This is a genomic window from Nocardioides luteus (assembly GCF_014648595.1).
Classification (GTDB): domain Bacteria; phylum Actinomycetota; class Actinomycetes; order Propionibacteriales; family Nocardioidaceae; genus Nocardioides; species Nocardioides luteus.
Map to the genome: position 1 here is coordinate 206,937 of NZ_BMRK01000001.1, position 23,960 is coordinate 230,896.

Annotated in this window: 26 protein-coding genes; 18 read left to right on the forward strand and 8 right to left on the reverse strand. The window is 70.5% G+C overall.

What is annotated here, in order from left to right; all coding sequences use genetic code 11:
- Window positions 1-10 precede the first annotated feature (10 nt).
- The 4 genes from tatA to IEY81_RS00990 all read left to right on the forward strand — a co-directional run bounded on the left by tatA (window position 11) and on the right by IEY81_RS00990 (window position 4,961).
- Complete coding sequence (gene tatA / locus IEY81_RS00975; protein ID WP_189116572.1) at window positions 11-304, forward strand: twin-arginine translocase TatA/TatE family subunit; 294 nt, start codon at window positions 11-13, stop codon at window positions 302-304.
- A gap of 8 nt (window positions 305-312) precedes the next feature.
- On the forward strand, window positions 313-1,158 hold the full coding sequence (tatC, locus tag IEY81_RS00980; RefSeq protein ID WP_189116573.1) for a twin-arginine translocase subunit TatC: 846 nt from the start codon (window positions 313-315) through the stop codon (window positions 1,156-1,158).
- Between the two features lie 17 nt (window positions 1,159-1,175).
- Window positions 1,176-2,093, forward strand: a complete 918-nt coding sequence (locus tag IEY81_RS00985) for a diacylglycerol/lipid kinase family protein (RefSeq protein ID WP_189116574.1) — start codon at window positions 1,176-1,178, stop codon at window positions 2,091-2,093.
- Between the two features lie 87 nt (window positions 2,094-2,180).
- The gene (locus IEY81_RS00990; protein WP_189116575.1) at window positions 2,181-4,961 is read left to right on the forward strand and encodes a DEAD/DEAH box helicase; all 2,781 of its coding nucleotides are present in this window, start codon (window positions 2,181-2,183) and stop codon (window positions 4,959-4,961) included.
- 174 nt (window positions 4,962-5,135) lie between these two features.
- Here the strand turns inward: IEY81_RS00990 and IEY81_RS24005 are convergent, their stop codons facing one another.
- Window positions 5,136-5,333, reverse strand: a complete 198-nt coding sequence (locus tag IEY81_RS24005) for a hypothetical protein (protein ID WP_229787145.1) — start codon at window positions 5,331-5,333, stop codon at window positions 5,136-5,138.
- A 277-nt stretch (window positions 5,334-5,610) separates the two neighbouring features.
- On the opposite strand from IEY81_RS24005, the gene IEY81_RS01000 reads away from it, so the two are divergent.
- The 3 genes from IEY81_RS01000 (at window position 5,611) to IEY81_RS01010 (ending at window position 8,157) form a co-directional block, all read left to right on the forward strand.
- Window positions 5,611-6,717 (forward strand): ferrochelatase, encoded by a 1,107-nt coding sequence (locus IEY81_RS01000; RefSeq protein WP_189116577.1) that lies wholly within the window; start codon window positions 5,611-5,613, stop codon window positions 6,715-6,717.
- A 25-nt stretch (window positions 6,718-6,742) separates the two neighbouring features.
- Complete coding sequence (locus IEY81_RS01005) at window positions 6,743-7,600, forward strand: inositol monophosphatase family protein (RefSeq protein ID WP_189116578.1); 858 nt, start codon at window positions 6,743-6,745, stop codon at window positions 7,598-7,600.
- Between the two features lie 266 nt (window positions 7,601-7,866).
- The gene (locus IEY81_RS01010) at window positions 7,867-8,157 is read left to right on the forward strand and encodes a DUF4193 domain-containing protein (RefSeq protein WP_040755057.1); all 291 of its coding nucleotides are present in this window, start codon (window positions 7,867-7,869) and stop codon (window positions 8,155-8,157) included.
- A gap of 161 nt (window positions 8,158-8,318) precedes the next feature.
- On the opposite strand, the gene IEY81_RS01015 is transcribed toward IEY81_RS01010, so the two are convergent.
- Window positions 8,319-8,621, reverse strand: a complete 303-nt coding sequence (locus IEY81_RS01015; RefSeq protein WP_189116579.1) for a DUF4235 domain-containing protein — start codon at window positions 8,619-8,621, stop codon at window positions 8,319-8,321.
- A gap of 35 nt (window positions 8,622-8,656) precedes the next feature.
- Window positions 8,657-9,115: a DUF3093 domain-containing protein gene (locus IEY81_RS01020; RefSeq protein WP_189116580.1), complete on the reverse strand. Its 459-nt coding sequence runs from the start codon at window positions 9,113-9,115 to the stop codon at window positions 8,657-8,659.
- Between the two features lie 73 nt (window positions 9,116-9,188).
- On the opposite strand from IEY81_RS01020, the gene dut reads away from it, so the two are divergent.
- From dut to IEY81_RS01050, 6 genes are all read left to right on the forward strand, one after another.
- On the forward strand, window positions 9,189-9,641 hold the full coding sequence (gene dut, locus IEY81_RS01025) for a dUTP diphosphatase (protein WP_189116581.1): 453 nt from the start codon (window positions 9,189-9,191) through the stop codon (window positions 9,639-9,641).
- 50 nt (window positions 9,642-9,691) lie between these two features.
- Window positions 9,692-10,354: a DUF3710 domain-containing protein gene (locus IEY81_RS01030; RefSeq protein WP_189116582.1), complete on the forward strand. Its 663-nt coding sequence runs from the start codon at window positions 9,692-9,694 to the stop codon at window positions 10,352-10,354.
- An 8-nt stretch (window positions 10,355-10,362) separates the two neighbouring features.
- A complete protein-coding gene (locus tag IEY81_RS01035) occupies window positions 10,363-10,734 on the forward strand; it encodes an OB-fold nucleic acid binding domain-containing protein (RefSeq protein WP_189116583.1) in 372 nt (123 codons plus the stop codon).
- An 11-nt stretch (window positions 10,735-10,745) separates the two neighbouring features.
- Window positions 10,746-11,498: a DUF3159 domain-containing protein gene (locus IEY81_RS01040; protein ID WP_189116584.1), complete on the forward strand. Its 753-nt coding sequence runs from the start codon at window positions 10,746-10,748 to the stop codon at window positions 11,496-11,498.
- An 11-nt stretch (window positions 11,499-11,509) separates the two neighbouring features.
- Window positions 11,510-12,031, forward strand: coding sequence for a cell division protein FtsQ (locus tag IEY81_RS01045; RefSeq protein WP_229787147.1), 522 nt, complete (start codon window positions 11,510-11,512; stop codon window positions 12,029-12,031).
- A gap of 79 nt (window positions 12,032-12,110) precedes the next feature.
- Window positions 12,111-13,577 carry a PepSY-associated TM helix domain-containing protein gene (locus tag IEY81_RS01050; protein WP_189116586.1) on the forward strand — a complete coding sequence of 489 codons (1,467 nt, stop codon included), beginning with the start codon at window positions 12,111-12,113 and terminating at the stop codon, window positions 13,575-13,577.
- Window positions 13,578-13,588: 11 nt separating this feature from the next.
- On the opposite strand, the gene IEY81_RS01055 is transcribed toward IEY81_RS01050, so the two are convergent.
- Window positions 13,589-13,999, reverse strand: coding sequence for a Fur family transcriptional regulator (locus tag IEY81_RS01055; RefSeq protein WP_189116587.1), 411 nt, complete (start codon window positions 13,997-13,999; stop codon window positions 13,589-13,591).
- 143 nt (window positions 14,000-14,142) lie between these two features.
- On the opposite strand from IEY81_RS01055, the gene IEY81_RS01060 reads away from it, so the two are divergent.
- From IEY81_RS01060 to IEY81_RS01070, 3 genes are read left to right on the forward strand one after another with little or no spacing between them, the layout of a single operon-like run.
- Window positions 14,143-15,132, forward strand: coding sequence for a permease (locus IEY81_RS01060; protein WP_189116588.1), 990 nt, complete (start codon window positions 14,143-14,145; stop codon window positions 15,130-15,132).
- Window positions 15,129-15,839 (forward strand): TIGR03943 family putative permease subunit, encoded by a 711-nt coding sequence (locus IEY81_RS01065; RefSeq protein WP_189116589.1) that lies wholly within the window; start codon window positions 15,129-15,131, stop codon window positions 15,837-15,839. Before IEY81_RS01060 ends, IEY81_RS01065 begins: the two co-directional genes overlap by 4 nt.
- Entirely contained in the window at window positions 15,836-16,279 is a 444-nt protein-coding gene (locus IEY81_RS01070; protein WP_189116590.1) for a hypothetical protein, read from the forward strand. The genes IEY81_RS01065 and IEY81_RS01070 overlap by 4 nt, the downstream gene beginning before the upstream one ends.
- A gap of 9 nt (window positions 16,280-16,288) precedes the next feature.
- On the opposite strand, the gene IEY81_RS01075 is transcribed toward IEY81_RS01070, so the two are convergent.
- Entirely contained in the window at window positions 16,289-17,854 is a 1,566-nt protein-coding gene (locus tag IEY81_RS01075; protein WP_189116591.1) for a bifunctional NAD(P)/FAD-dependent oxidoreductase/class I SAM-dependent methyltransferase, read from the reverse strand.
- A 73-nt stretch (window positions 17,855-17,927) separates the two neighbouring features.
- Here IEY81_RS01075 and IEY81_RS01080 point away from each other — a divergent pair, with 73 nt between their 5' ends.
- Together IEY81_RS01080 and IEY81_RS01085 are read left to right on the forward strand one after the other, a co-directional pair.
- Window positions 17,928-18,485: a helix-turn-helix domain-containing protein gene (locus tag IEY81_RS01080; protein WP_189116592.1), complete on the forward strand. Its 558-nt coding sequence runs from the start codon at window positions 17,928-17,930 to the stop codon at window positions 18,483-18,485.
- A gap of 71 nt (window positions 18,486-18,556) precedes the next feature.
- On the forward strand, window positions 18,557-19,633 hold the full coding sequence (locus IEY81_RS01085; RefSeq protein ID WP_229787149.1) for a GTP-binding protein: 1,077 nt from the start codon (window positions 18,557-18,559) through the stop codon (window positions 19,631-19,633).
- A gap of 467 nt (window positions 19,634-20,100) precedes the next feature.
- Here the strand turns inward: IEY81_RS01085 and IEY81_RS01090 are convergent, their stop codons facing one another.
- From IEY81_RS01090 to IEY81_RS01100, 3 genes are all read right to left on the reverse strand, one after another.
- Window positions 20,101-20,379, reverse strand: coding sequence for an HU family DNA-binding protein (locus IEY81_RS01090; RefSeq protein ID WP_189116593.1), 279 nt, complete (start codon window positions 20,377-20,379; stop codon window positions 20,101-20,103).
- Between the two features lie 90 nt (window positions 20,380-20,469).
- Complete coding sequence (locus IEY81_RS01095; protein WP_229787151.1) at window positions 20,470-22,245, reverse strand: ABC transporter ATP-binding protein; 1,776 nt, start codon at window positions 22,243-22,245, stop codon at window positions 20,470-20,472.
- Window positions 22,242-23,954 (reverse strand): ABC transporter ATP-binding protein, encoded by a 1,713-nt coding sequence (locus tag IEY81_RS01100; RefSeq protein WP_229787153.1) that lies wholly within the window; start codon window positions 23,952-23,954, stop codon window positions 22,242-22,244. Before IEY81_RS01100 ends, IEY81_RS01095 begins: the two co-directional genes overlap by 4 nt.
- Between the last annotated feature and the right edge of the window lie 6 nt (window positions 23,955-23,960).

The window sequence follows — 23,960 nt, forward strand, 5'->3', positions numbered from 1 at the left end:
GAGGTAGTTCATGTTCACTCCATTGATCGGTATGCCGCAGGGAGCCGAGTGGCTCATCATCCTTGCGATCGTGATCCTCGTCTTCGGCGCTGCCAAGCTCCCCGAGCTCGCCCGCGGCACCGGCCAGGCGCTGCGCATCTTCAAGTCCGAGACCAAGGGTCTGCGCGACGAGGACGAGAAGGAGAAGGGTGAGAAGGTCGAGAAGCCGGCCGAGCTGACCGCCTCCGAGCAGGAGCGCATCGCCGAGCTCGAGCGTCGTGAGGCCGAGATCCGGGCCGAGCGCGAGCGCCTCTCCGGCAACTGAGGCGCACCTTGTCCATCGCCGGTGTTGTCGCGATCCTTCGCGGCACCCCCAAGCATCCCATCGGCGACGACGGCCGGATGGCGCTCTCCGACCACCTGCGCGAGCTCCGTGCGCGGGTGATCAAGGCATCCCTGGCGCTGATCGTCGGCTTCGTCGTCGCGCTGTTCTTCTTCCAGCCGCTCTTCGACCTCGTCATGAACCCGTACCTCCAAGCGGTCGAGATGATGGACATGAAGAGCGGAGCCGAGTCGCTGAGCTCCGTCGACGGTGCGGCCGGCGGCTTCATGCTCTACCTCAAGCTGTGCGGACTGGCCGCCTTCATCGGCACAAGCCCGATCTGGCTCTACCAGATCTGGGCCTTCCTGATGCCTGGTCTGCACGCCCACGAGAAGAAGATGTCGCGCATCTTCGTGGCGGTCGCGAGTCCGCTGTTCCTCGCCGGCGTCGTCCTCGGCTACGTCACCCTGCCCAAGGGCCTGGAGATCCTGTTCGGCTTCGTTCCCGAGGGCTTGACCAACATCGTCGAGTTCAGCGACTACCTCAGCTTCCTGAGCCGTACGCTCCTGGTCTTCGGCATCGCCTTCGAGATCCCCGTCTTCGTGATCATGCTCAACCGGATCGGCGTCCTCCCCGGCGCCGCCCTGGGCAAGTACCGCTCCTGGATCATCGTCGGCTCGTTCGTCTTCGCCGCCGTCGCGACGCCCTCCGGCGACCCGTTCACGATGACGCTCATGGCCGTCCCGATGGTCGTGCTCTTCGGTATCTCCGAGGTCATCGCGCGCATCCACGACAAACGCAAGGCCGCGCGGAAGCAGGACCTGGTCGGGGATCCTGACGTCCCGTCGGTGATCTGACCAGTACGATGCGGCGCGTGACGCGCCAGATCGCCCTGCTTGCCAACCCCACCGCCGGCCGCGGTGACGCCGACCGGATCCTGGACGCGGTCACCGAGCGGCTGACCGTCTCCGGGGCGTCGGTCGAGCACCTCATCGGCGACGACGCCGAGCATGCGCTGGAGCTGGCCCGGAAGGCCGTCGCCGACGGCGTCGACACGGTGGCGACCCTCGGAGGCGACGGCATGGTGCACGTCGCGGTCCAGGCGCTGGCGGGCTCCGAGGTGAGCCTCGGGGTGGTGCCGCTCGGCACCGGCAACGACTTCGCCCGTGCCCTCGGGATCCCGACGGGCGACCCGCTGGCCGCCACGGACGTGGTCGTACGCCACCAGACCCGTCGCGTCGACCTGGGCCGCGCCCGGCGTGCTGGGACGGGCTCTGTCCCGGCGAGCGACACCTGGTTCGCCACCGTCCTCGCCGCCGGCTTCGACGCGGCGGTCAACGAGCGGGCCAACGCGATGCGCTGGCCTCATGGCGACCTGCGCTACACGCTCGCCGCGCTCGCGGTCATCCGCGGCTGGAAGCCGGTGCCCTACCGCCTCGAGATCGAGGACGCGAGCGGCGAGGTCACCGTGCGCGAGCAGCCCGCGATGTTGCTCGCGGTCGCCAACACCGAGTCCTACGGCGGCGGGATGCGGATCGCTGCCGACGCCGACCCGGCCGACGGGCTGCTCGACGCGATCCTCATCAAGCCGGTGTCCCGGCTGGAGTTCCTGCGGGTCTTCCCGGGCGTACGCCAGGCCAAGCACCTCACCCACCCGGCGTTCGAGCGCATCCACGCCCGCCGGATCACCGCGACCGCGCCGGACGTGGTCGCCTACAGCGACGGGGAGCGGCTCGGCCCGCTGCCGCTCGATGTCGAGTGCGTGCCGGGGGCCCTTCGCGTACTGGTCTGAATTGGGCGGGCCGTTGCCTCTCGAGCGGTCTCGACAAGCTCGACCACCGGCGGCGCGGTGTCGGTGCCACCCCGTAGGCTCGTGCGCATGGACGCCTCGCCAGCGGAGAAGTACGCCGCTTTCAAGCGTGACAAGGACTATCCCGTCTACCGGGACTTTGCCGCTCTCTACGACTTCGGGCTCGACGACTTCCAGATCCGGGCGTGCCGGGAGATCGAGGACGGCAAGGGCGTCCTGGTCGCCGCACCGACCGGATCGGGCAAGACGATCGTGGGCGAGTTCGCGATCCACCTGGCGCTGGCCACCGGCCGCAAGGCGTTCTACACCACCCCGATCAAGGCGCTCTCCAACCAGAAGTACAACGACCTGGTCCGGCGCTACGGCTCCGACCAGGTCGGGCTGCTGACCGGCGACAACGTCGTCAACGGCGAGGCGCCGATCGTGGTGATGACCACCGAGGTGCTGCGCAACATGCTCTACGCCGGCTCGCAGACCCTGATGGGTCTCGGGTTCGTGGTCATGGACGAGGTCCACTACCTCGCCGACCGCTCCCGCGGCGCGGTCTGGGAGGAGGTCATCATCCACCTGCCCGAGTCGGTGGCGGTCGTCTCGCTCAGTGCCACCGTCTCCAACGCCGAGGAGTTCGGCGAGTGGCTGACCACGGTGCGCGGCGAGACCACCACCATCATCGAGGAGAAGCGGCCGGTCCCGCTCTACCAGCACGTGATGGCCGGCCGCCGGATCATGGACCTGTTCGCCTCCTCCGACGTCGACGCGGCGGCTGGGTTCGTCAAGGAGGGCGCTCCGGTCAACGGCGAGCTGATGAGGCTGGCGCGCGACGACTGGGCCGCCGGCCGGATCAAGGACCGGCGTACGCCCAAAGACCGGCGCAAGGGCAACGGCAACCGTCGCGTCGGCAACGGTCGCCGGGTCTGGATCCCCTCGCGCGTCGAGGTGATCAACGCGCTGCAGCGCGACAACCTGCTGCCCGCGATCAACTTCGTCTTCTCCCGGGTCGGCTGCGACGCCGCGGTCCAGCAGTGCATCCAGGCCAACCTGCGCCTGACCACGCCCGACGAGCGCGACGAGATCTTCGCCTACGTCGAGGAGGCCTGCTCCGACCTGCCCGACGAGGATCGCCACGTGCTGGGCTACCACGACTGGATCGACGGCCTGAGCCGCGGCGTCGCGGCCCACCACGCCGGCCTGCTGCCGGCCTTCAAGCAGGTCGTCGAGGAGCTGTTCCTGCGCGGGCTGGTGAAGGCTGTCTTCGCCACCGAGACGCTCGCGCTCGGCATCAACATGCCCGCGCGCACCGTCGTCATCGAGAAGCTGTCGAAGTGGAACGGCGAGGCCCACGTCAACCTCTCGCCGGGGGAGTACACCCAGCTCGTCGGCCGCGCCGGCCGCCGCGGCCTCGACGTCGAGGGTCACGGCGTCGTGCTGTGGCAGCAGGGCCTCAACCCGCGCGAGCTGGCCGGTCTCGCCTCGACGCGTACGTACCCGTTGCGCTCGAGCTTCCGGCCCTCCTACAACATGGCGGTCAACCTGGTCCACCAGTTCGGCCGGGCGCGCTCGCGTGAGCTGCTGGAGCAGTCCTTCGCCCAGTTCCAGGCCGACAAGGCGGTCGTCGGGCTGGCACGCCAGGTGCGCAAGGCGGAGGACGCCCTCGACGGCTACCAGGAGGCGGCGACCTGCGACCGCGGCGACTTCATGGAGTACGCCGCGATCCGCCGCAAGATCTCCGACATCGAGAAGTCCTCCTCGCGTGAGCGGCGGGCCGACCGGCGCGAGGAGATCATCGAGTCGCTCTCGAAGCTGAAGATCGGCGATGTCATCGACGTGCCGACGGGCAAGTTCGCGGGTTACGCGGTCGTCATCGACCCGGGCTTCGACCCCGACGGGCCGCGCCCCTACGTGCTCACCCAGGACCGTCAGGCCCGCCGCCTGGCGATGATGGACTTCAACGTGCCGATCGTGGCTCAGACCCGGCTGCGGGTGCCGAAGTCGTTCAACGGCCGCAACCCGCAGATGCGCCGCGACATGGCCTCGCGGCTGCGGGAGAAGACCCGCGACCTGCGGCCGGTGCCCTACGAGGGCTCGCCGAAGGCCCGCAAGGAGCGCAAGAGCTCGGCCGAGACACAGATCTCCGAGCTGCGCCGCGAGCTGAAGGTGCACCCCTGCCACGACTGCCCCGACCGCGAGGACCACGCCCGCTGGGCGGAGCGCTGGTTCAAGCTCTCGCGCGACACCGACGCCCTGCGGCGTCGGGTCGAGGCGCGCACCAACACCGTCGCGCGCACCTTCGACCGGGTCTGCGACGTGCTCACCGCCCTCGACTACCTCGACGGCGAGACCGTCACCGAGCGCGGCACGCACCTGATGCGGCTCTACTCCGAGATGGACCTCGTCGCAGCCGAGGCGCTGCGCGAGGGTCTCTGGGACGACCTGACCCCGTCCGAGCTCGCCGCCGCCCTCTCGGTGCTCGTCTACGAGGCCCGCCGCGCCGACGACGCCACCCCGCCGCGCCTGCCCGGCGGCCGGGTCAAGGACGTCATCGCCGAGACCGTACGTCTCTGGGGCCAGCTCGACGCCCTCGAACGCGACCACAAGCTCGACTTCCTCCGCCAGCCCGACCTCGGCTTCGCCTGGGCCGCCTACCGCTGGGCCGAGGGCGACGAGCTCGACGACGTGCTCAACGAGGTCGAGCTCGCCGCCGGCGACTTCGTCCGCTGGGTCAAGCAGCTCATCGACCTGTGCGGCCAGGTCGCCGACGCCGCCGGCGACGTCCCCCTCCGCCGTACCGCCCGCCAGACCATGGACCTCATCAAACGCGGCGTCGTGGCGTACTCCTCGGTAGTCGAATAACGCCGAGACGTCAGAAATCGACGCCGAGACGTCAGAAATCGACGCCGAGACGTCAGAAGTCGACAGCCAGAGGTCAGTTATCGCCGTTGGAGCCGAGACCTGAACGCCGAGTACGTGCCGGCTGCACAAGGGGCGACGGTTCTGCCGTCCGGCTCCCTGACGGACTCGGCACCGCTACGGTGTCGGCGTGAAGATCGGCGCGCTGGTCATCGCGTACGTCGGTAGGACGTGGATCGGAGTCTTGACGATCGCCTCGACCGGGCTGCGGGTCGGCTTTCGGGCGCGGGCCGTGATCACGAGCGACGGCTTGGTCCTCGCCGGGCCTGTTCGAGTGCAGACCATCCGGTCGGTCGACATCGCCGAGGTCGACATGGTGCTCAACCGTACGTGGGGGAGGTGCCGGGACTCAGAGGGTCGCGTCTCGAACCTCATGGCGGCCTCGGCCTGGTACCTGCGTACGAACGGCCGAGCTCGGCGGGACGATGAGGAGCTGGCGACCTGCTGTGGAATGAGAGCAGGTCGTGGGCGGCTTAGCCCGTCGGGTGCGTCCTTCTGACCTCTCGCCCTCGTTTTTCGACCTCTCGCCGTCAATTTCTGACGTCTCGGCGTCAGATTTCGACGTTTCGGGGTGGGGAAATAGGATGGAGCGGTGGATGTCTCTCCTTATGATGCGCTGCTGTTCGTCTCCTTCGGGGGCCCGGAGAAGACCGAGGACGTGGTGCCGTTCCTGGAGAACGTCACCCGGGGGCGGGGGATCCCGCGGGAGCGGCTGGTCGAGGTGGGGCATCACTACTTCGACCGCGGCGGGAAGTCGCCGATCAACGACCAGAACCGCGCGTTCCTGGCGGAGCTCCGCAAGGACCTGGCCGACAACGGCATCGACCTGCCGGTCTACTGGGGCAACCGCAACTGGGACCCCTACCTGAGCGACACGGTCGCCCAGATGCGGGCCGACGGGATCGAGCGGGCGGCGGTCTTCGCGACCAGCGCCTACTCGTCGTACTCCTCGTGCCGGCAGTACCGCGAGAACCTCTTCACGGCCTGCGACGCGACCGGCGACGTCACGGACGCGCCGGTGCTCGACAAGCTGCGCCACTACTACAACCACCCCGGCTTCGTCGCTCCGGTCGTGGACGGCGTGCTCGCCTCGATCGAGGACCTCCCAGAGGGCGAGCGCGACCAGGCGCGGATCCTCTTCGTGACCCACTCGATCCCGACCTCGATGAACGACAACGCGGGGCCCGAGGGCGGGGCGTACGTCGCCCAGCACCTCGACGTCGCCGGCGTGGTCGCCGAGCAGGTCGCCGAGCGGCGTGGGGTCACCCACGAGTGGGACCTCGTCTACTGCAGCCGCTCGGGCGCACCGCACGTCCCGTGGCTCGAGCCCGACGTCAACGACCACCTCGAGGAGCTGGCCGGCAACGGCGTCGGGGCCGTGGTGATGTGCCCGGTCGGTTTCGTCTCCGACCACATGGAGGTCGTCTACGACCTCGACACCGAGGCGCTGGCGACCGCCGAGAAGCTCGGCATCGATGCCCGCCGCAGCCCGACCGCGGGGGAGGACCCGCGCTTCGTCGCCGCCGTACGCGACCTCCTGCTCGAGCGCGCCGCCGCGGAGCGCGGAGAGGCGGCTGAGCGGGCCACTCTCGGCAGCCGTGGCCCCAGCGCCGACCGCTGCCCGGTGGGCTGCTGCTTCAACCAGCGCTCGCAGCTGCCGACCCTGGCCGGGGAGGACTCGCCTCAGTACGCCGGGTGATCACCTGCGGCATAGGGTCGGCCCCATGACTGACCAACCTGCGCCCAAGCCCGGAGACCTGCTCGCGCTCGCCGTGACGACCGCCCGCGCGGCCGCCGACCTCGTTCGCGAACGGGCCGCCGGCGTGGTCGAGGTGGCGGCCACGAAGTCGACGGCGACCGACGTCGTCACCGAGGCCGACCGCGACACCGAGGCCCTGATCCGCCGGCTGATCTCCGAGCAGCGACCCGACGACGGCTTCTTCGGCGAGGAGGGCGCCAGTGACGGAGAGACGACCGCAGGCACCAGCGGTGTCCGCTGGATCGTCGACCCGATCGACGGCACCGTGAACTTCCTCTACGGCCTGCCGCGCTATGCCGTCTCGATCGCGGCTGAGTACGCCGGAGAGGTGGTCGCCGGAGCGGTCGTCGACGTCCCCGCAGGCACCCTCTACGCGGCCTTCCGCCAGCCTGACGGCTCGGCGGCCGCGGTCAAGGACGGCGAGCCGGTCGCGGTGCGCCAGCCGGCCGATCTGTCCCAGCGACTGATCGCGACGGGCTTCTCCTACGACGCGAGCCTCCGCCGGATCCAGGCCGAGGCGCTGGTGCGGTTCATCCCGGTCGTCCGTGACGTTCGTCGCATCGGTTCGGCCGCCCTGGACATCTGCAGCGTGGCCGACGGCTCGCTCGACGGCTACCTCGAGGAGGGCCTGCACCTGTGGGACCACGCCGCCGCCTGCCTGGTCGCCGAGGCAGCCGGTGCACGCTGGGAGGCCACGACGGGGGTCGGTGGGCGCCGATTCGTCGTCGTCGCGCCGGATCACGGCTACGATGAGCTGCGAAAAGCGGCTGTTCAGGCCGGTTTTCTGCCAGTTGACTCGCTCCCGGGTGTCGTACCGGACTGAAAGCCGCTGGTTGATGTAGATCTATGACCGGCCGGCGTCCGGGAAGGCCCCGGAGCCCCGTCGGCCACAGCCGCGTTCACCCACCCGAAACCCACTGATCATGGATCCCCGTGATAGGGAATACCGCCAGATGAACAGACGTTTCGGCGACGCGGTTCCGATTGAGTGTGCGAAATGAGCCTCAATGGTGCACAATCACGGGCCGTGCCGCTGCCCTCGGGGGCGCGCGGGGGGACTGAAGATGAGTGAGAAGGGGAGTGGCGCATATGGCGACGGACTACGACGCACCGCGTAAGAACGAAGAAGATCAGTCCGAGGAGAGCATCGAAGAGCTCAAGGCTCGTCGTCATGACAAGAACTCGGGCAAGGTGGACGAGGACGAGGCCGAGGCGGCCGAGTCGTTCGAGCTCCCCGGAGCCGACCTGAGCCACGAGGAGCTCGCGGTCGAGGTGAAGCCCAAGCAGGAGGACGAGTTCACCTGCATGAGCTGCTTCCTGGTCCACCACCGCAGCCAGCTTGCCGACGAAAAGAAGATGATCTGCTTCGACTGCGCGTAGCGCAGTCGAAAGCCGGCGAGTCGGTGCATCTGCATAGCTTGCGCTAGCAAGCGCTCTGTGCTGATGCGCCGACTCGCCGGAAAGCCCGGCGTAAGCCAGGGCGAAGAGCAGAAGGCCGCACGGATCCCGTGCGGCCTTCTGCTATATCGGAACCCCTTGTCTCAGGCGTCCTTCTCCAGCTGCTTGGGCAACCGCCCGACCGACTTCACGAAGTAGTCAGCAGCCCGCCGCTGCACGAACATCCGCGCGAGCGCGACCAGCGCGCCGGTGGCGATCGACCAGGCCACGGCCTCGCCGATGCTCACGTCCGGGTCGGCCGGGTTGGCGGGTGGTTTGCGTCCGGTGGACGCCTTCCAACCCGTGGAGAGGAGCTTGTTGGTGACCTTGGCGGCACCGAGGCCGCTGACGACGGCCATGATCGCCCAGAGCTTGTCGCCCTTGTCAGATTGTGTGGACTTGGACATGCATCGAGCCTAGGCCATGTCCGAGAAGATGGCGCTCAGAGACTCGCGCGCAGGGCGTTGACCGTCTTGGCGAGGGCGACCGGGTGGCGGGTGAAGAGCAGCCAGTAGGGAGCCGGGTCGGCCGGGTCCTCGATGGCGACCCGCACGGCCCGCTTGAGGTAGGGACGAAGCAGCAGGTACGCCCTCGCGTCGGCGTCGCGGCCGGCGAGGTGACGTGACTCGGTCTCGTCGAGCGCGATCGCCTCGCCGAGGAACTGGGCCTCGATCCGAGCGGGCCCGGCGCGGAGCGTCCCGTCGGCGATCGTGATCCGCGCGTTGCCGTAGACGATCATGGCCAGCGCGAACAGGCTGACGGTCGCGGCGGTGATGCCCCAGGCGAGCGCGGCCGGGACCCACAGGATGACCGCGATCCACAGGGTCGCCAGGAACATGACGCCCTGGACCCACCACCTCAGCGGCACGGTCAGTCGCTCGTCGTACGCCGGGGTGCTCACGGATCGTGAGTTTTTCACGCCGGTCAAGGGAGTAACGAATCGGGTGAGGCTCCGAGCATCTAAGGTGCAGGTTGTGTCTGATCTCGAAGTAGCCCTGGTGCGTCTCGACGCGGAGCTGCCACCCCCTGCGTACGCCCATCCGGGGGATGCCGGAGCCGACCTCCGCACCACCGTCGACGTCACCCTGAAGCCGGGGGAGCGGGCCCTGGTGCCGACCGGGATCGCGATGGCGCTGCCGGAGGGATACGTCGGCCTGGTGCACCCGCGCTCCGGCCTGGCCGCCAAGCACGGCCTCTCCATCGTCAACGCCCCCGGCACCGTCGACGCCGGATACCGCGGCGAGGTGAAGGTGGCGCTGGTCAACCTCGACCCCGTTGAGGCCATCGAGCTGCGCCGCGGCGACCGCATCGCCCAGCTGGTCATCCAGCGGGTCGAGCAGGCTCGTTTCGTCGAGGTCTCCGAGCTTCCGGGATCGGTTCGTGGCGATGGGGGCTACGGTTCTACTGGGGGCTTCTCCAGCCGCTGAAGGACAGTGTTAGATATGGCCCCCGAAGACCCACCGCAACCTGAAAGCAGATGGTCGTGAAGTTCCGTCGCAAGTCCACGCCCTCCCACCGCGGAGAGCCATCTGCGTCGTCGGATCACCGGATCCTCCCCGACGAGCGGCCGGTGCCGGCAGCGCCCGAGATCGGGCCCTACGACATCGACTCGGTCCCCGACGGCCTGATCCAGGACGACTGGGTCGACCTCGGTTCGATGATGCTCGCACCGGCGCCCGGCAAGGAGCTGCGCCTCCAGGTGGACGAGGCGTCCGGCCAGATCGCGGCCGTGATGCTCACCGCCGAGGACGGTGCCATGGAGCTGCGGGCCTTCGCCGCGCCCCGTGACGGCGACCTGTGGAACGAGTCGCTGCCGCTGCTGCGCGAAGACGTCCAGCAGCGCGGTGGGGCCACCGCCGACCTGCAGGGCCCGTGGGGCGACGAGCTGATCACCCAGATGAAGGTCAAGCTTCCCGACGGCCAGCCGGCCGTCCAGCAGACCCGCATCATCGGCATCAACGGGCCGCGCTGGATGCTCCGCGCCACCCTGCTCGGCCGGCCGGCGATGGAGCCGAGCGCCGGCAAGGAGTGGGAGCAGCTCCTCGAGCGCGTCGTCGTGCGCCGCGGCAACGAGGCCAAGCCGAAGGGCGAGGCCCTCGAGGTGAAGCTCCCGCCCAACGCCCGTCCCGTCGAGAAGTAGCAGCCACCATGGCCAAGGGGCGCCTGCGCGCGAAGATCAGTGAGTGGGCCAACACGGCCACCATGGACGCCAGCGAGATCCGGGCTGCCTACGTCACTAAGGATGTCGCCTCCGTCGCCGACGCGCCGGACCGTCAGCCGGTGCGGTTGCGGGGGACGTTGCGTACGATCACGTTGCGACCGCGTGGCGGCGTCCCCGCGCTGGAGGCCGAGCTCTTCGACGGCTCCGGCACGGTGATGATCATCTGGCTGGGCCGTCGGCGCATCGCCGGCATCAACCCGGGACGCTCCCTGCAGGTGCAGGGCCGCATCGGGCGCAACGACGGCCAGCGCATCATGTTCAACCCTCGCTACGAGCTGATCCCGGACCCCAACGAATGAGCCAACCACACGTGAGCCCCACCTCCGAGTCCTCTGCCGGCGACGGCCCAGCCGACGACCACGACCACAACCATCCGACGGTCGACACCGTCGAGGCGGTCGTACGTCGCCAGATGTCGGCCGGGCTGGGCGGTGTGCGCGGGATGCTCGAGGCCGGCGTGCCCGGCCTGGTCTTCACGATCGCCTGGCTGGTGACCAAGGACCTCAAGACGGCGCTGATCGCCTCGGCTGCGACCGCGGTCGTCTTCCTGCTCGTGCGGCTGGTGCAGCGCTCGAGCCTGCAGTACGTCGGCAACGCCATCTTCGGCATCCTGATCGGCTTCGCGGTGGTGCGGCTGGCCCAGTCGATGGGCGGCTCGGCCGAGGAGCAGGCGCTTGCCTACTTCCTGCCCGGCATCCTGATCAGCCTCGGCTACACGGTCGTCGTCGGTGGCCTGTGCCTGATCGGCTGGCCGTTCTTCGGCTTCTTCATCGGGGTCGCCAGCGGCGACCCGCTGGAGTGGCACCAGGACAAGCAGATCGTGAAGCTCTGCTCGCGGCTGACCTGGCTCTTCCTCGCCCCCGGCGCGATCGGCGTCGCCATCCAGGGACCGATCTGGTTCCTGGCCTGGAGCGGTGTGATCGACCGTGACTGGGCGATCCTCGCCCTCGGCATCCTCCGCACCGGCCTCGGCTGGGCGCTGCGGATCGCCTGCTACGGCACCATGATCTGGCTGCTCGCGCGCAACCACACGCCGGTCCAGCAGCAGGCCCAGGCCCAGTGAACCTGCGGGTGGTGAGGCCGACGCGCGGAAGCGCGTGGCTCTCGCTGCTCGCCACCCTCGAGATCATGACCGGCGCCGTGCTGGCCCACGGTGCGGCCGGCGGTGCCCTGCCCAGCGCCGGCTGGCTGGTCGCCGCCGGCCTCGCCGTCTTCGGTGCCGGTGTCGTGGTCCTGCAGCGTCGGGTGGGACTGCTCACCGGCGCCGCCGTCGCCGGCGTCACCCAGCTCGGGCTGCACGAGCTCTTCGCAGCTCTCTCCGCGGCGCCCGGTGCCTCCCACGACCACGCCCTCGCCGCCTCGTCGGGGTCCGGCGGCGACGCGATGCTCGCCGCCCACGCGGGTGCCGCGGTGCTCTCCGTCCTCGTCTGGCTGCTGCATCGCCGCGCCCTCGCCGTGGTCGTACGCCGCCTCCCGGTGCCCCGGGTCGCCGTCGTCGGCCGCCTGCTCGCCGAGGTGCGAGCTTTCGTCCCACGGCCCGCCCTGTGGGCCCACGTCTCTCCGCGAAGGGGACCGCCGAGGCTCGCGAGCCTCTGAGATCCCTCTGCGAGCACCACCGGGCGAGTCCCGGTGGCTGTCTTGCGTACCCGAAAATTCGCGAGAAGAGAAGCTTCGAATGCCCGTTCCGACCCAGATCCACCCCGTCTCACCCACAGCCCCGCCTGCCGGTCCGCCCGGCTCGCCCGCCCCACGGCCCGAGCCGCCGTACCGAGCGGGCTGGTGGGCGCTGCTCCGCCCGCTGGTGCTGCGGCTGCACTTCTACGCCGGGGTGCTCGTCGCCCCGTTCATCCTGGTCGCCTCGGTGACCGGGCTGCTCTACACGATCTCGCCGCAGGTCGAGCAGATCGCCTACCGCGACCTGACCCATGTCGGCGCCTCCGGCGGCAGCACGGTCCCGCTCGCCGACCAGGTCGCCGCCGCCCGTGAGACGCACCCCGAGGGCACGGTGGTCCGGGTCGACGTCCCGCAGGCCGCCGACCGCACCACCCGGGTCGTCTTCACCGACGAGACCGTCCCGGCCGACTACGACATGTCGGTCTTCGTGAACCCCTACACCGGTCAGGTCCAAGGACAGGTGCGCAGCTACGGGCAGTGGCTCGGCTTTCGCGCGTGGCTCGACGACCTCCACCGCAACCTGCACCTCGGCGCCCTCGGCCGCAGCTACAGCGAGCTCGCCGCGAGCTGGTTGTGGGTGATCGCCCTGGGTGGACTGGCGCTGTGGGTCGGCAGGCGACGCGGCGAGCGACGGGTTCGCAGGCTGCTCGTCCCGGACCCGCAGGCCCGCGGTCGCGCCCGGACGATGTCCTGGCACGGCGTCGTCGGAGCCTGGGTGCTCATCGGCGCGCTGGCGCTCTCGGTCACCGGGGTGACCTGGTCGCGCTACGCCGGAGCCAACGTCGACGAGCTGCGTACGGCGCTGTCCTGGATGAAGCCGCTGCCCTCCACCTCGACCGGAGCAGCTGCGCCACCAGCGGGGCATGAGCACCACGGTCCGGGCTCGGCGGCCCACAGCGATAATCCCGACGCGCTCGTCCTCGACGGCGTCGGGATCGACGGGGTGCTCGCCACCGCACGCGAGGAGGGGCTCGGCCACCCGCTGTACCTGACCCCGCCCACCGCGGCCGGCAGCGCCTGGACGGCGGCGGAGAACAAACGGGACTGGCCCACGAGCCTCGACTCGGTCACGGTCGACCCGGCTCACGGTGCGGTCGTGGACCGGGTCGACTTCGCCGACTGGCCGCTGATGGCCAAGCTGACCACCTGGACGATCGCCGCCCACATCGGCATCCTCTTCGGCGTCGCCAACCAGGTCGCCCTCGCGGCGGTCGCGATCGGATTGATCGTGGGTATCCTGCTCGGCTACCGGATGTGGTGGCAGCGGCGCCCCCGCGGTGCTGGCAACCTGCGCTTCGGTCGGCCCGTGCCGCGCGGGGCTTGGCGGCGGCTTCCGCCTCCGCTGGTGGTGGTCGGCGTGGCACTCACCGGGGTCGTCGGCTGGTTCTTCCCGCTGCTGGGCATCAGCCTGGTCGCGTTCCTCGCCGTCGACGTGGCGCTGGGCGCACTGCGGCGCAGGAGGGGCTGAGCCGGACCGGGTCAGGCGGCGCAGCCGGCACAGACGCCGAAGATCTCCACCGTGTGGTTGACGTCGGTGAAGCCGTTCTGCGCCGCCACCTTGTCGGCCCAGGTCTCCACGGCCGGCCCGTCGATCTCCACCGCCTTGCCGCAGTCACGGCACACCAGGTGGTGGTGATGGGTGGAGGAGGCGTCGCCGCACAGCCGGTACGTGGACTCGCCGTCGGGCTTGTGGATCACGTCGGCGAGCCCGTCGTCGACGAAGATCTGCAGGTGGCGGTAGACGGTGGACAGGCCGATCTTCTCGCCGTTGGCTCGCAGCGTGGCGTACACGTCCTGGGCGCTGCGGAAGGTGTCCTCGGCGGCGAGAGCCTCCTTCACCGCGGCACCCTGGTTGGTGGCGCGCCGCTTGACCTGCTGGGTTGCTGCCATGGGCGCCATGCTAGTCGGCGCAGGGGCTGGTGCCGTGCCCCGTACGCTGCAACGAGCTGCCGCATCCGAAACACTAATCGGAATCATTCTTACTCGGCGAGGCGTGGTCTCGGCGCTGCCGGGCCGTGCTAGACACACGGTCCATGAGCAGGAGTGCCCCCGATCGGGCGGTGGCGAAGAACCCTGGGCCGAGGCTGGGACAGACGGAGATCGTGGCGGTCGCGCTGCTTGCCGTGCTGCTCTCGCAACGCTGGCTGCTGCCCCTGCTGGACCATGATCTCTTCAACACCTGGGGCACGATCTTCGTCGCCATCGTGGTGCAGTCGGCGCCCTTCCTGCTCGGCGGCGTGCTGCTCAGCGCGATCATCTCGACGTTCCTCTCCGAGCGGGCGCTGAGCCGGATCGTGCCGCGGAGCCCGGCGCTCGGCGTCCCGGTCGCCGGACTCGCCGGGATCGGGCTGCCGGGCTGTGAGTGCGCCGCGGTGCCGGTGACCAACTCGCTGATCCGCCGCGGCGTCGCCCCCGCGGTCGCGCTGACGTTCCTGTTGGCAGCGCCGGCGGTCAACCCGGCGGTGCTGGTCTCCACCGCGGTCGCGTTCCCCGGCCAGCCGGTCATGGTGCTGGCCCGGTTCCTGGCGTCGCTGGTCACCGCCGTGGCGGTCGGCTGGATCATGCTCGCGCGTGGCAGGCTGCTGCTCGAGCGGCTCGCCGGCGCCGGCCGCGACCAGCACGCTCACGAGCGCTCGTTCCTCGGCAACGTCAGTCATGACTTCCTGCACGCCTCCGGGTTCCTGGTGCTGGGCGCCATGCTGGCCGCGGCGGTCAACACCTTCGTACCCCGCTCCGTGGTCGACACCGTCGCCGGACAGGCGGTGCTGGGGATCCTCACGCTCGCGCTCCTCGCGTTCGTGGTGGCGCTCTGCTCGGAGTCGGACGCCTTCGTGGCGGCCTCGTTCACCGCCTTCTCCGACACCGCGAAGCTGGTCTTCCTCGTCGTCGGCCCGGCGATGGACATCAAGCTCGCCTCGATGGAGGCCGGCCACTTCGGCACGGGCTTCGCGCTGCGCTTCGTCCCGCTGGTGATCCTCACGGCCATCGCCTCCGCGGTCGGCGTCGGGTGGTGGTTGCTGTGACGCGTACGACCCAGGCGCTGGTCATCGGCTTCCTCGGCGCCGTCCTGCTGCGGCTCTCGCTCGGTGACGGCTACCTGAGGTACGTCTCGGAGTGGATGAAGTGGCCGCTGGTCGCCACCGGCGTGGTGCTGCTCGGGCTGACTGCGTGGATGCTGCTGCGTCCTGTGCCGGAGGATGGCTCGAAGGACGGCTCGGCGGAGGACGGCCCCGGCCACAAGGTGCCCGCGATGACCTGGCTGGCCATCCTGCCCGGCGTGATCGTCTTCGTCGCCAGTCCGCCGTCCCTGGGCGCCTACCTCGCCGAGCGTCGCGCCGGCGACCCGGTGGCGGCCGCCCCCGACGCCGAGATCCTGCCCCTGCCGGCGAGCGACGGTCCCGTCGACGTCGAGGTCGCCGAGTTCATGTGGCGGGCGGGGGTGGAGGACGGTTCGACGATCGAGGACCGCGACGTACGTCTCACCGGCTTCGTCAGCACCGACGAGTCCGGCAGCTGGTATGTCACCCGCATCGCCATCGCCTGCTGCGCCGCCGACGCCACCGCCTCGCGGGTGCGGGTCGAGGGCCACGCCGACGTACCGCCCCGCGACTCCTGGGTCGCGGTCACCGGCCGCTGGGTCGTGGGCAGCGCGCCCGGTGCCGAGTCGGAGACCGCCATCGAGGCGACCTCGGTCCAGCCGCGCGAGGCGCCGGCCAACACCTATCAGTGACCTCGGTGGTGCGTGTCGGCGGCCGGTCGCCGAGGCTTCTGGTCGGTGTGCTGATCGCGGTCGCGATCGGCGTGGTCGTGCTCACCCGTGACCTGGGTGCCTGTGACGTACCACCCGTACCGGCCGCCTCCGTCGGTCCGGTCGCCTCGCTGGAGGAGTTCTGCGCCGGTGTGCAGACGGTGGCCGACGCCCGCGCCGCCCACATGACTGCCCGGACGCAGGAGACCGGGACGGCGCTGGGCCGCGAGGTGCGGCGGCTGCGGGTGGTCGGTATCCCAGCAGCCACGCCGGCTGCCGCCGTCGCCGGCGTCCGGATGTTGATCGACGACGCGCTCCGGGAAGCCCAGGACCAGGCGCCGGTCGCGCGCGGCGAGGCCGAGGAGATCGCATACGGGCGTCTCGGGAAGTTCCTCACCGAGAGCTGTGGTGCTGGTCGGTGACGGCTCGGCTCACCGACGCCGCAGCAGCACGACGGCGTCCTCGAGCGTCGCGGGCTCACCGGACGGGCTGGTCACCGCACGCTCGCGGTGCTCGACGACGATCCGCTCCCAGTCGTCCTCGGGCAGGTCGAGCTCGTCGAGCTCCTCCTTGGCATCGAGGAATCGGTGCTCGTGGGCGGCGGCATCGGCCCACGACGGTGCGGCCGCGTGGGAGGTGATGAGCAGGTGACCACCGGCGTTCACCAGTGCGGCCGCCCGGCGCAGGATCTCGGTGCGAGGCAGCTCGACGGGGGAGTGGAAGAAGCTGGCGGTCACCAGGTCATAACCCCGGTCGAGCACCGACGGGTCGGACAGGTCGGAGACGACGAAGCGCGCCCGCTCCTCGGTGAGCCCGGCTGCCAGGGCGGCGTCCCGGCCACGGGCGATCGCGTTCGCGGAGATGTCGATGCCGGTGGCTCGCCACCCCTGCTTCGCCAGCCAGACGACGTCGGCGCCCTCGCCGGACCCGAGGTCGAGCGCCGTCCCGGGCTCGAGGCCGGCGGCGATGTCACCGAGCACCGCGTTGACCTTGCCGGACCAGATCCGGTCGTCACCGGCGTACCTGTTCTGCCAGAAGCCGACCGGATCGCTCGGCTCGGCCTGCTCGGTCTGCTCGGCGACGGCGCGGTCGAAGTCCTCGCCCACCAGGGTCGCGTTCACGAAGCTGCCCGCCATGGTGCCGGCACTCATGCTGATCGGGACGTTGGCCATCGGGTTGGAGACGTTGCCGACCGCCCAGATCCGCTCGCTGCTGGTCTTGCCGGTCGCGTCGACGGCGAGGAAGCTGCCGGCCGGGGTGTCGGTGCGGTCGAGGCCGAGGTGGCTCAGGAAGTCGTCGTGGGGACGCAGCTCACCGGCGGTGAAGATCGCGCCGACCTCGGTGGTCTGGCCGTCGGCGGTACGCACGGCAGTGACCTGGTCGCCCTCGCCCAGGACCTCGACGACGGGGGAGGGGACGAGCGTGATCCCGCGGGCCTTCAGCCGCTGCTCGTCGGTCTCGCTGAGCTCGCCGAGGCCGGCGGTGAAGACGACGACGTCGTCGCTCCACTGCCGGAGCAGCTGCGCCTGGTGCATGCTGAGCGGCGAGGTGGTCAGCACCCCGATCCGGCGATCACGTACCTCCCAGCCGTGGCAGTACGGGCAGTGCAGCACGCTGGTGCCCCAGCGCTCGGCGAGACCAGGGATGTCCGGGAGGTCGTCGCTGAGCCCGGTCGCGACGATGGCGGTGCGGGCGGTGATCTGCTCGCCGTCCTCGAGGGCGACGCTGACGCCATCCTCGGTCTCGTCGAGGCGGGTCACGCGTCCGGAACGGACCTTCACGTCGTACGCAGCCAGCTCCTCGCGCCCTTGGCGGAGCAGCTCTGCGGGGTCGGTCCCGTCGTGGCCGAGGACGCCGTGCATGTGCTCGGCGAAGCGGTTGCGGGGAAGGCCGGAGTCGATCACGAGCGTCCTGCGACGGGATCGGCCCAGCATGAGGGCGGCGGAGAGTCCGGCGGCGCTGCCGCCGATGACGATGGCATCAAGAGAACTGGTCATGTCATCCAGTTGACTGCCATAATGTGGATCTAGCAAGGATTCTTGCTGAAACGGCAAATGGGAGGTGGCGCACATGATCGACGAGCTCAAGCAGGTCGGCCCGCGGATCCGAGCGATCCGGCACAGCAAGGGTTGGACCCTCGAGCAGCTGGCCGCGATGGCTGAGATGTCGCCGAGCACCCTGTCCCGGCTCGAGTCGGGCAAGCGCCAGGCGAGCCTCGAGCTGCTGATCCCGCTGACCCGCCACCTCGGGGTGGGTCTCGACAGCCTGGTGACGCCCTCGGTCCCCGATCCCCGCGTCCGCCGCCCGGTGATCCGCCGTGAGAACCACGTCATCGCGCCGCTGACACCTGAGGGATCGCCGGTCAACACCTTCAAGATCACCTATGAGCCGGTCGCGGAGATCCCCGAGCAGCGCGTCCACGACGGCTACGAGTGGCTCTACGTCATCTCCGGCAAGCTGCGCCTCCTGCTCGGAGACCGCGACCTGGTGCTGACCCGGGGCGAGGCGGCCGAGTTCGACACCCGAGTGCCTCACGCCCTCTTCGCCGTCGGCTCCCGCCCGGCGCAGGTGCTGAGCATCTTCAACCGCGACGGCGTACGCATCCACACCCACACCGCCGAGGAGTGAACCCCCTCGGTGCTGGACCGGGGCTTGTGTCATGATGAGAATCATTCTCATTAACGACAAGGGAGGTCCTCGTGAAGCAGGTACCGGTGATCCTGATCAGCGGAGTGGAGGAGCGCGCCATGCTGTCGGCGGCGATCTCGCTCCAGTTCGGCCTCGCCGACGCGGTCATGGTCCGTCACGTCATCGACCCGGAGCGTCAGGTCCTCACCCGGACGGTCAGCGACCTGACCGGTGTGATCGAGCACGAGGAGATCGACCTCGCTCACGCCTGCGTCGCCTGTGCGGTCCGCGAGGACATCGTGCCCACCCTCGAACGGCTCGCCGCCCAGGGCCGCTGGAGCAGCATCGTGGCGTGCCTACCCGTGGCTGCCGAGTCGGTCCAGGTCTGCCGCGTCATCGCCTGGGCTCCGCGACAGGCGCCGCACGTGGACATCGCCGCCGTGGTCGCCGCACTCGGGGGCACCACGGTGACCGCCGACCTCCTCGGCTCTGACCTGCTGGACGAACGCGGGCTCGCCACCTCTCGTGAGGACCGTCGCGGAGTCGCCGAGGTCGCGTGTGCCATCGTCGAGTACGCCGACGTCGTCTGCCTTACCGAGGACCCCGATCCCGCGGAGCACACGTTGGTCGCGACGCTCGCCAGGCCACGTACGCCGCTGGTGACCGACCCCGCCCTCCTGGATGCCACCGCCCTCGTCGCCGGTGTCCATCGTCACGAGGACGTCGAGGCATGGGTCGCCGAGGTACGCCGCGGCGAGCTGCCGCCGCTGCCAGCCGGCGGCGCCTGGCGGCTCGACCTCCGCTCCGAGCGCCCCCTCCACCCGCTGCGCCTGCGCGAGGAGCTGGACATCCTCGGGGGCGGCCCCCGCCGATCGCGCGGTTGCTTCTGGCTCCCGACCCGCCCCGACGACATCTGCGTCTGGGACGGCGCCGGCGGCCAGGTGAGCGTCGGCGCCTCCCGCACCTGGGGCCGCTCGCAGCCCCTCACCCGCATCGTCGTGACCGGCCTCGGCGAGCAGGGCCAGATCGAGGCCGCCTTCACCCGCGCGCTCCTCACCGACGCGGAGATCTCCCAGCGTGGCCAGATCTGGGAGGAGACCTGGGACGGCCTGGAGTCCTGGCTCGGCCCCATCCACCGCGCCGCCTGACCCCAGACCCGCCGAGTCGGCGCAACTGCCCCAGCTTCAGACGCCCAGTCGGCGCAACTGCCTCAGATTCTGACGCCCAGTCGGCGCAACTGCCCCGAGTCCGTGAGGCAGATGCGCCGACTCGACGCGCCACAGCGAGGCAAACGCGCCGACTCGGCGTTTCACAGCGGGGCAGATGCGCCGACTCGGCGTTCCACAGCGGGGCAGATGCGCCGACTCGGCATTCCACAGCGGGGCAGACGCGCCGACTCGGCGTTCCACGGCGGGGCAGATGCGCGGACTCGGCATTCCACAGCGGGGCAGACGCGCCGACTCGGCGTTCCACGGCGGGCATAGAAGAAGGGCCGGATCTGGATCGATCCGGCCCTTCTTCTATGCAGCTAGGGACTCAGCCCGGCCGCCTTCGGCGGCGGGCCTTCGTCGCTCAGCGAAAGTGCACGAGCAAGCTCGACACCTTGCTTCGCTCCTCAGCCCTTGGCGACCCGCTCCTTGAACGCGGAGCCGGCCTTGAACGCCGGGCCCTTGGAGGCCGGGATCTTGATCTCAGCGCCGGTCTGCGGGTTCCGGCCGGTGCGAGCCGAGCGCTCGCGCGACTCGAACGTACCGAAACCAGGCAGCGTGACCTTGTCGCCGTCAGCGACGGCCGCGCTGATCGCCTCGATGGCGGCACCCAGGGCGGCGTTGGCCTGCGTCTGGGTGATCTCGGCCTGCTTGGCGATTTCGCTCACCAGGTCGGTGCGGTTCATGCGATCTCCTTTAATCGTTGATCCGAGCCGCAGCGGTTGACGAGATGCGGCTCATCGCCAGCGTAGGCCAGACCTGGGGATGTTCAATGTTCACGCGCCGTGTGTTTCGCGTCGTTCCGGGCTCTGCGGGGGTTCGAGGAGGCGCCAACCCTCCGCTTGCGTACGTTCGCGCCAGAAGTCGAGGTAGCGCCCACCGCGGGCCAGAAGCTCCTCGTGCGAGCCGCGCTCGACGATCCGGCCACCGTCGAGGACGACGACCTGGTCGGCGGCGACGACGGTCTGCAGCCGGTGGGCGATGACGATGACGGTACGGTCGGCGGCGAGCGCGGTGAGGGCCGACTGCACCGCGGCCTCGTTCTCGGCGTCGAGGGCCGCGGTGGCCTCGTCGAGGAGCACGACCGGGGCGTCCTTGAGGAGCGCCCGCGCGATCGAGACCCGCTGCTTCTCGCCGCCGGACAGCGTGGAGCCGGCCTCGCCGATGCGGGTCTGCCAGCCGTGGGGGAGCCGTTCGACGATGTCGTCTACCCGAGCCAGCCGGGCAGCCTCCCGCAGCTCCTCCTCGGACGCGTCCGGCCGCGACATCACCACGTTCTCCCGAAGGGTGCCCTCGAACAGGTAGACGTCCTGGAAGACGATCGAGACGCGCTGCATCAGGGCCTCGGTGCCGAGGTCGCGTACGTCGACGCCGCCCAGCCTCACCGAGCCGTCCGTGACGTCGTGGAACCGAGCGACCAGACGCAGCAGCGTGCTCTTTCCCGAGCCCGACGGCCCCACGACCGCGGTCAGCGAGCGCGGCGGAGCGGTCAGCGAGACGCCGTCGAGCACCCGGGTCTCCCCGTCGTAGGAGAACCCGACCCCGCTCAGCTCGATCCCGCTGCCGACCGGTGTTCCCGGCGCGGCCGGCTCGGGCAGCGGCGGAACGGCGAGCACGTCGAGCACACGTTGCAACGACCCCTCGGCGATCCGCAGCGCGCTGGAGAGCTCGCCGTAGTCGATCAGCGACTCCACGAACCGCACGGTCAGGACGAGCAGCCCGATCGCCGCGGCAGGCGCGAGCGTGCCGCCGAGGCTGAGGTGGACGGCGAGCGCGATCACCACGGTGAGCAGGGCCTGGATCGAGAGCAGCTGGATCCCGAGGCCGCCGAACCCGGTCACCAGCAGCCGCCGAGACGCTCGCTTCTGCTCGCGCAGCGCGGCCTCGACCAGCTCGTTGCCGTGGACGGTGCGCCCGAAGACCCGCAGCGCGGGCTGGTTGAGCGCGAACTCGACCACCCGCGCCGACCCCTCGGCCATCGCGGCGTCGTAGGCACCTTCGCCGCGGCCGACGATCACCGCGAGCAGCCGGGTGGCGGCCAGCACGGCGCAGACACCCACGAGCAGCGCCAGCGCCAGCCGCCACTCCCAGAACGCCATCGCCACGACCACCGTCACCGGGCTGACCACCGCGGCGATCAGGGGCCGCAGCAGGTGTCCGGGCACCGAGGCGATGTCGGTGGCGCCCTTCGACGCCATCCGGGACAGCTGCCCGGTGCGGTCCCGGTCGTACCAGCCCAGCGGCAGCCGCACCGTGTGCTCGCCGAGGCGGGCGAGGGTGATGTCGAGCAGGTCGCAGGCCAGGTCGTAGCCGTCCAGGTTGCCGATCGTCAGCGCCACGTGGTGGGCGACGAAGAGCCCCAACAGCACACTCAGCCAGGTGGTCGCGGCGTCCCAGTCCTGGCGCAGGGCCGCGTCGAGAACCGGCACGACGCAGGCGAAGGCGAGACCCTGGAGGACGCCGGTGGTGACGAACAGCGCGACCACACGGGCGAGCTGGCGCCGGTGAGGACGGTCCACCAGAGCGGCGAGCAGCCGGACGATGCTGATCATGCCGACTCCTCCTCGGCCCGATCGTCGGCCCAGCCGTCCACCGGGTGGGCGCGCTGATCGGCCGCCCACAGCCGGGCATAGCGCCCGCCACGTGCGAGGAGCTCCGCGTGCGTGCCGCGCTCGGCGACCCGGCCCTCGTCGAGGACGACGATCTGGTCGGCCGCGGTGACCGTGGAGAGACGATGGGCGATCACCAGGAGCGTACGTCCCGCGACCAGGCGCGACAGCGCCCGCTGCACGAGCGCCTCGGACTCGGGGTCGGCGGCCGCCGTGGCCTCGTCGAGCACGAGGATCGGGGTGTCGGAGAGCAGCGCCCGCGCGATCGCGACCCGCTGCCGCTCGCCGCCGGAGAGCTGGGCGTCCTCACCGACCACCGAGTCGTAGCCGCGCGCGAGCTCCTCGATGCGGCCGGAGATCTGCGCGGCCTCCGCCACGCGGCGTACGTCCGCGTCGGGCGCCTCCGGGTGGGCGAGCCGGATGTTGTCCCGGATCGAGGTACGCAGCAGACCGGTGTCCTGGAAGACGAAGGAGACCTGCGCGTAGAGCTGAGCGCTCGTCATCTCCCGCAGGTCGACCCCGCCGATCGTGATCCGCCCCGCGACGGGGTCGGCGAAACGGGGCAGGAGCTTGGCCAGCGTCGACTTGCCCGAGCCGGAGTGGCCGACCAGCGCGGTGACGGTGCCGGGCTCGAGCACGAGGTCGACGTCGCGGAGCACCGCGGGTGAGCCGGGGGAGTAGGCGAAGGAGACGCTCTGGAACTCGACGCGAGCGGAGCCAGGCACGGGGCCGAGATCATCAGGCTCAGGAAGCTCCGGCTCCGCGAGCAGCCGCTGGATCCGCCGGGCCGCCTCGGTGGCCTCGCGCAGCTCGCGGGCGGCGTAACCCGCCACGGTGACGGGCGCGGTCATCGCCAGGCCGAGGACGAGGAAGGGGACCAGGTCGGGCCCGGTGATCCACGAGACGCGCAGCATCCAGACCCCGGCGCCCAGGACGAGCACCAGCGTCAGCGCAGGTGTCAGCGCGAGCTCCATGAGCAGCATCCCGAGAGCGGAGTGGCGCATCCAGGCACGGTTGAAGCCACCGAACCGCACCGCGACCTCGGCCAGCCGCTGATGGGCCCGGCCGGTCGCGCCGAAGGTCTTGATCTCCGCGATCCCGCCGGTGTTCTCGACCGTCGCCGCGGCGAGCTCGGCCAGCCCGGCGTCATAGTCGCGGTAGAGCGCACCCGCGCCGCGCATCGAGATCCGGAAGCCGACCACCCCGAGCGCGAGCGGCACCAGGGTGACCAGGGCGAGCGGCGGCGAGACCACGAAGAGATACACCGCCACCACCACAGGCATCGTGATCGCCGCGGTCAGCTCCATGACCGAGTGGGCGACCAGGTGGTGCAGCGCGGCGACGTCGTCCTGCACCGCCTTCTTGACGGTGCCGGAGTTGCGCTCGGTGAACCAGGCCAGCGGCACCCGGCCCAGCCGCGCCACGAGCCGCCGGCGCAGGTGGATCGAGAGGTCCAGGTCGGCGACGTGGGAGAGCCACGAGGAGCCGAGCACCGTCGCCAGCCGCACCAGCAGCGCCGCCACGCTCACCCAGACCACGACCCAGGCGCGCTCGGCGTCCACCGCAGAGCCCGACGCGGCCGGCAGCAGGATCCGGGCCAGCTCGACGATTCCGACCAGCGGCACCAGCGCGGCGACGGTCGAGGCGACCATCAGCAG

Excerpts from the sequence above, each read along its gene's own strand:
- tatA (WP_189116572.1), top strand. The coding sequence starts at position 11 with ATGTTCACTCCATTGATCGGTATGCCGCAGGGAGCCGAGTGGCTCATC.
- IEY81_RS00990 (WP_189116575.1), top strand. The coding sequence starts at position 2,181 with ATGGACGCCTCGCCAGCGGAGAAGTACGCCGCTTTCAAGCGTGACAAG.
- IEY81_RS24005 (WP_229787145.1), bottom strand. The coding sequence starts at position 5,333 with ATGTCGACCTCGGCGATGTCGACCGACCGGATGGTCTGCACTCGAACA.
- IEY81_RS01005 (WP_189116578.1), top strand. The coding sequence starts at position 6,743 with ATGACTGACCAACCTGCGCCCAAGCCCGGAGACCTGCTCGCGCTCGCC.
- IEY81_RS01010 (WP_040755057.1), top strand. The coding sequence starts at position 7,867 with ATGGCGACGGACTACGACGCACCGCGTAAGAACGAAGAAGATCAGTCC.
- IEY81_RS01015 (WP_189116579.1), bottom strand. The coding sequence starts at position 8,621 with ATGTCCAAGTCCACACAATCTGACAAGGGCGACAAGCTCTGGGCGATC.
- IEY81_RS01030 (WP_189116582.1), top strand. The coding sequence starts at position 9,692 with ATGGTCGTGAAGTTCCGTCGCAAGTCCACGCCCTCCCACCGCGGAGAG.
- IEY81_RS01035 (WP_189116583.1), top strand. The coding sequence starts at position 10,363 with ATGGCCAAGGGGCGCCTGCGCGCGAAGATCAGTGAGTGGGCCAACACG.
- IEY81_RS01050 (WP_189116586.1), top strand. The coding sequence starts at position 12,111 with ATGCCCGTTCCGACCCAGATCCACCCCGTCTCACCCACAGCCCCGCCT.
- IEY81_RS01055 (WP_189116587.1), bottom strand. The coding sequence starts at position 13,999 with ATGGCAGCAACCCAGCAGGTCAAGCGGCGCGCCACCAACCAGGGTGCC.
- IEY81_RS01060 (WP_189116588.1), top strand. The coding sequence starts at position 14,143 with ATGAGCAGGAGTGCCCCCGATCGGGCGGTGGCGAAGAACCCTGGGCCG.
- IEY81_RS01075 (WP_189116591.1), bottom strand. The coding sequence starts at position 17,854 with ATGACCAGTTCTCTTGATGCCATCGTCATCGGCGGCAGCGCCGCCGGA.
- IEY81_RS01080 (WP_189116592.1), top strand. The coding sequence starts at position 17,928 with ATGATCGACGAGCTCAAGCAGGTCGGCCCGCGGATCCGAGCGATCCGG.
- IEY81_RS01090 (WP_189116593.1), bottom strand. The coding sequence starts at position 20,379 with ATGAACCGCACCGACCTGGTGAGCGAAATCGCCAAGCAGGCCGAGATC.
- IEY81_RS01095 (WP_229787151.1), bottom strand. The coding sequence starts at position 22,245 with ATGATCAGCATCGTCCGGCTGCTCGCCGCTCTGGTGGACCGTCCTCAC.
- IEY81_RS01100 (WP_229787153.1), bottom strand. The coding sequence starts at position 23,954 with ATGGTCGCCTCGACCGTCGCCGCGCTGGTGCCGCTGGTCGGAATCGTC.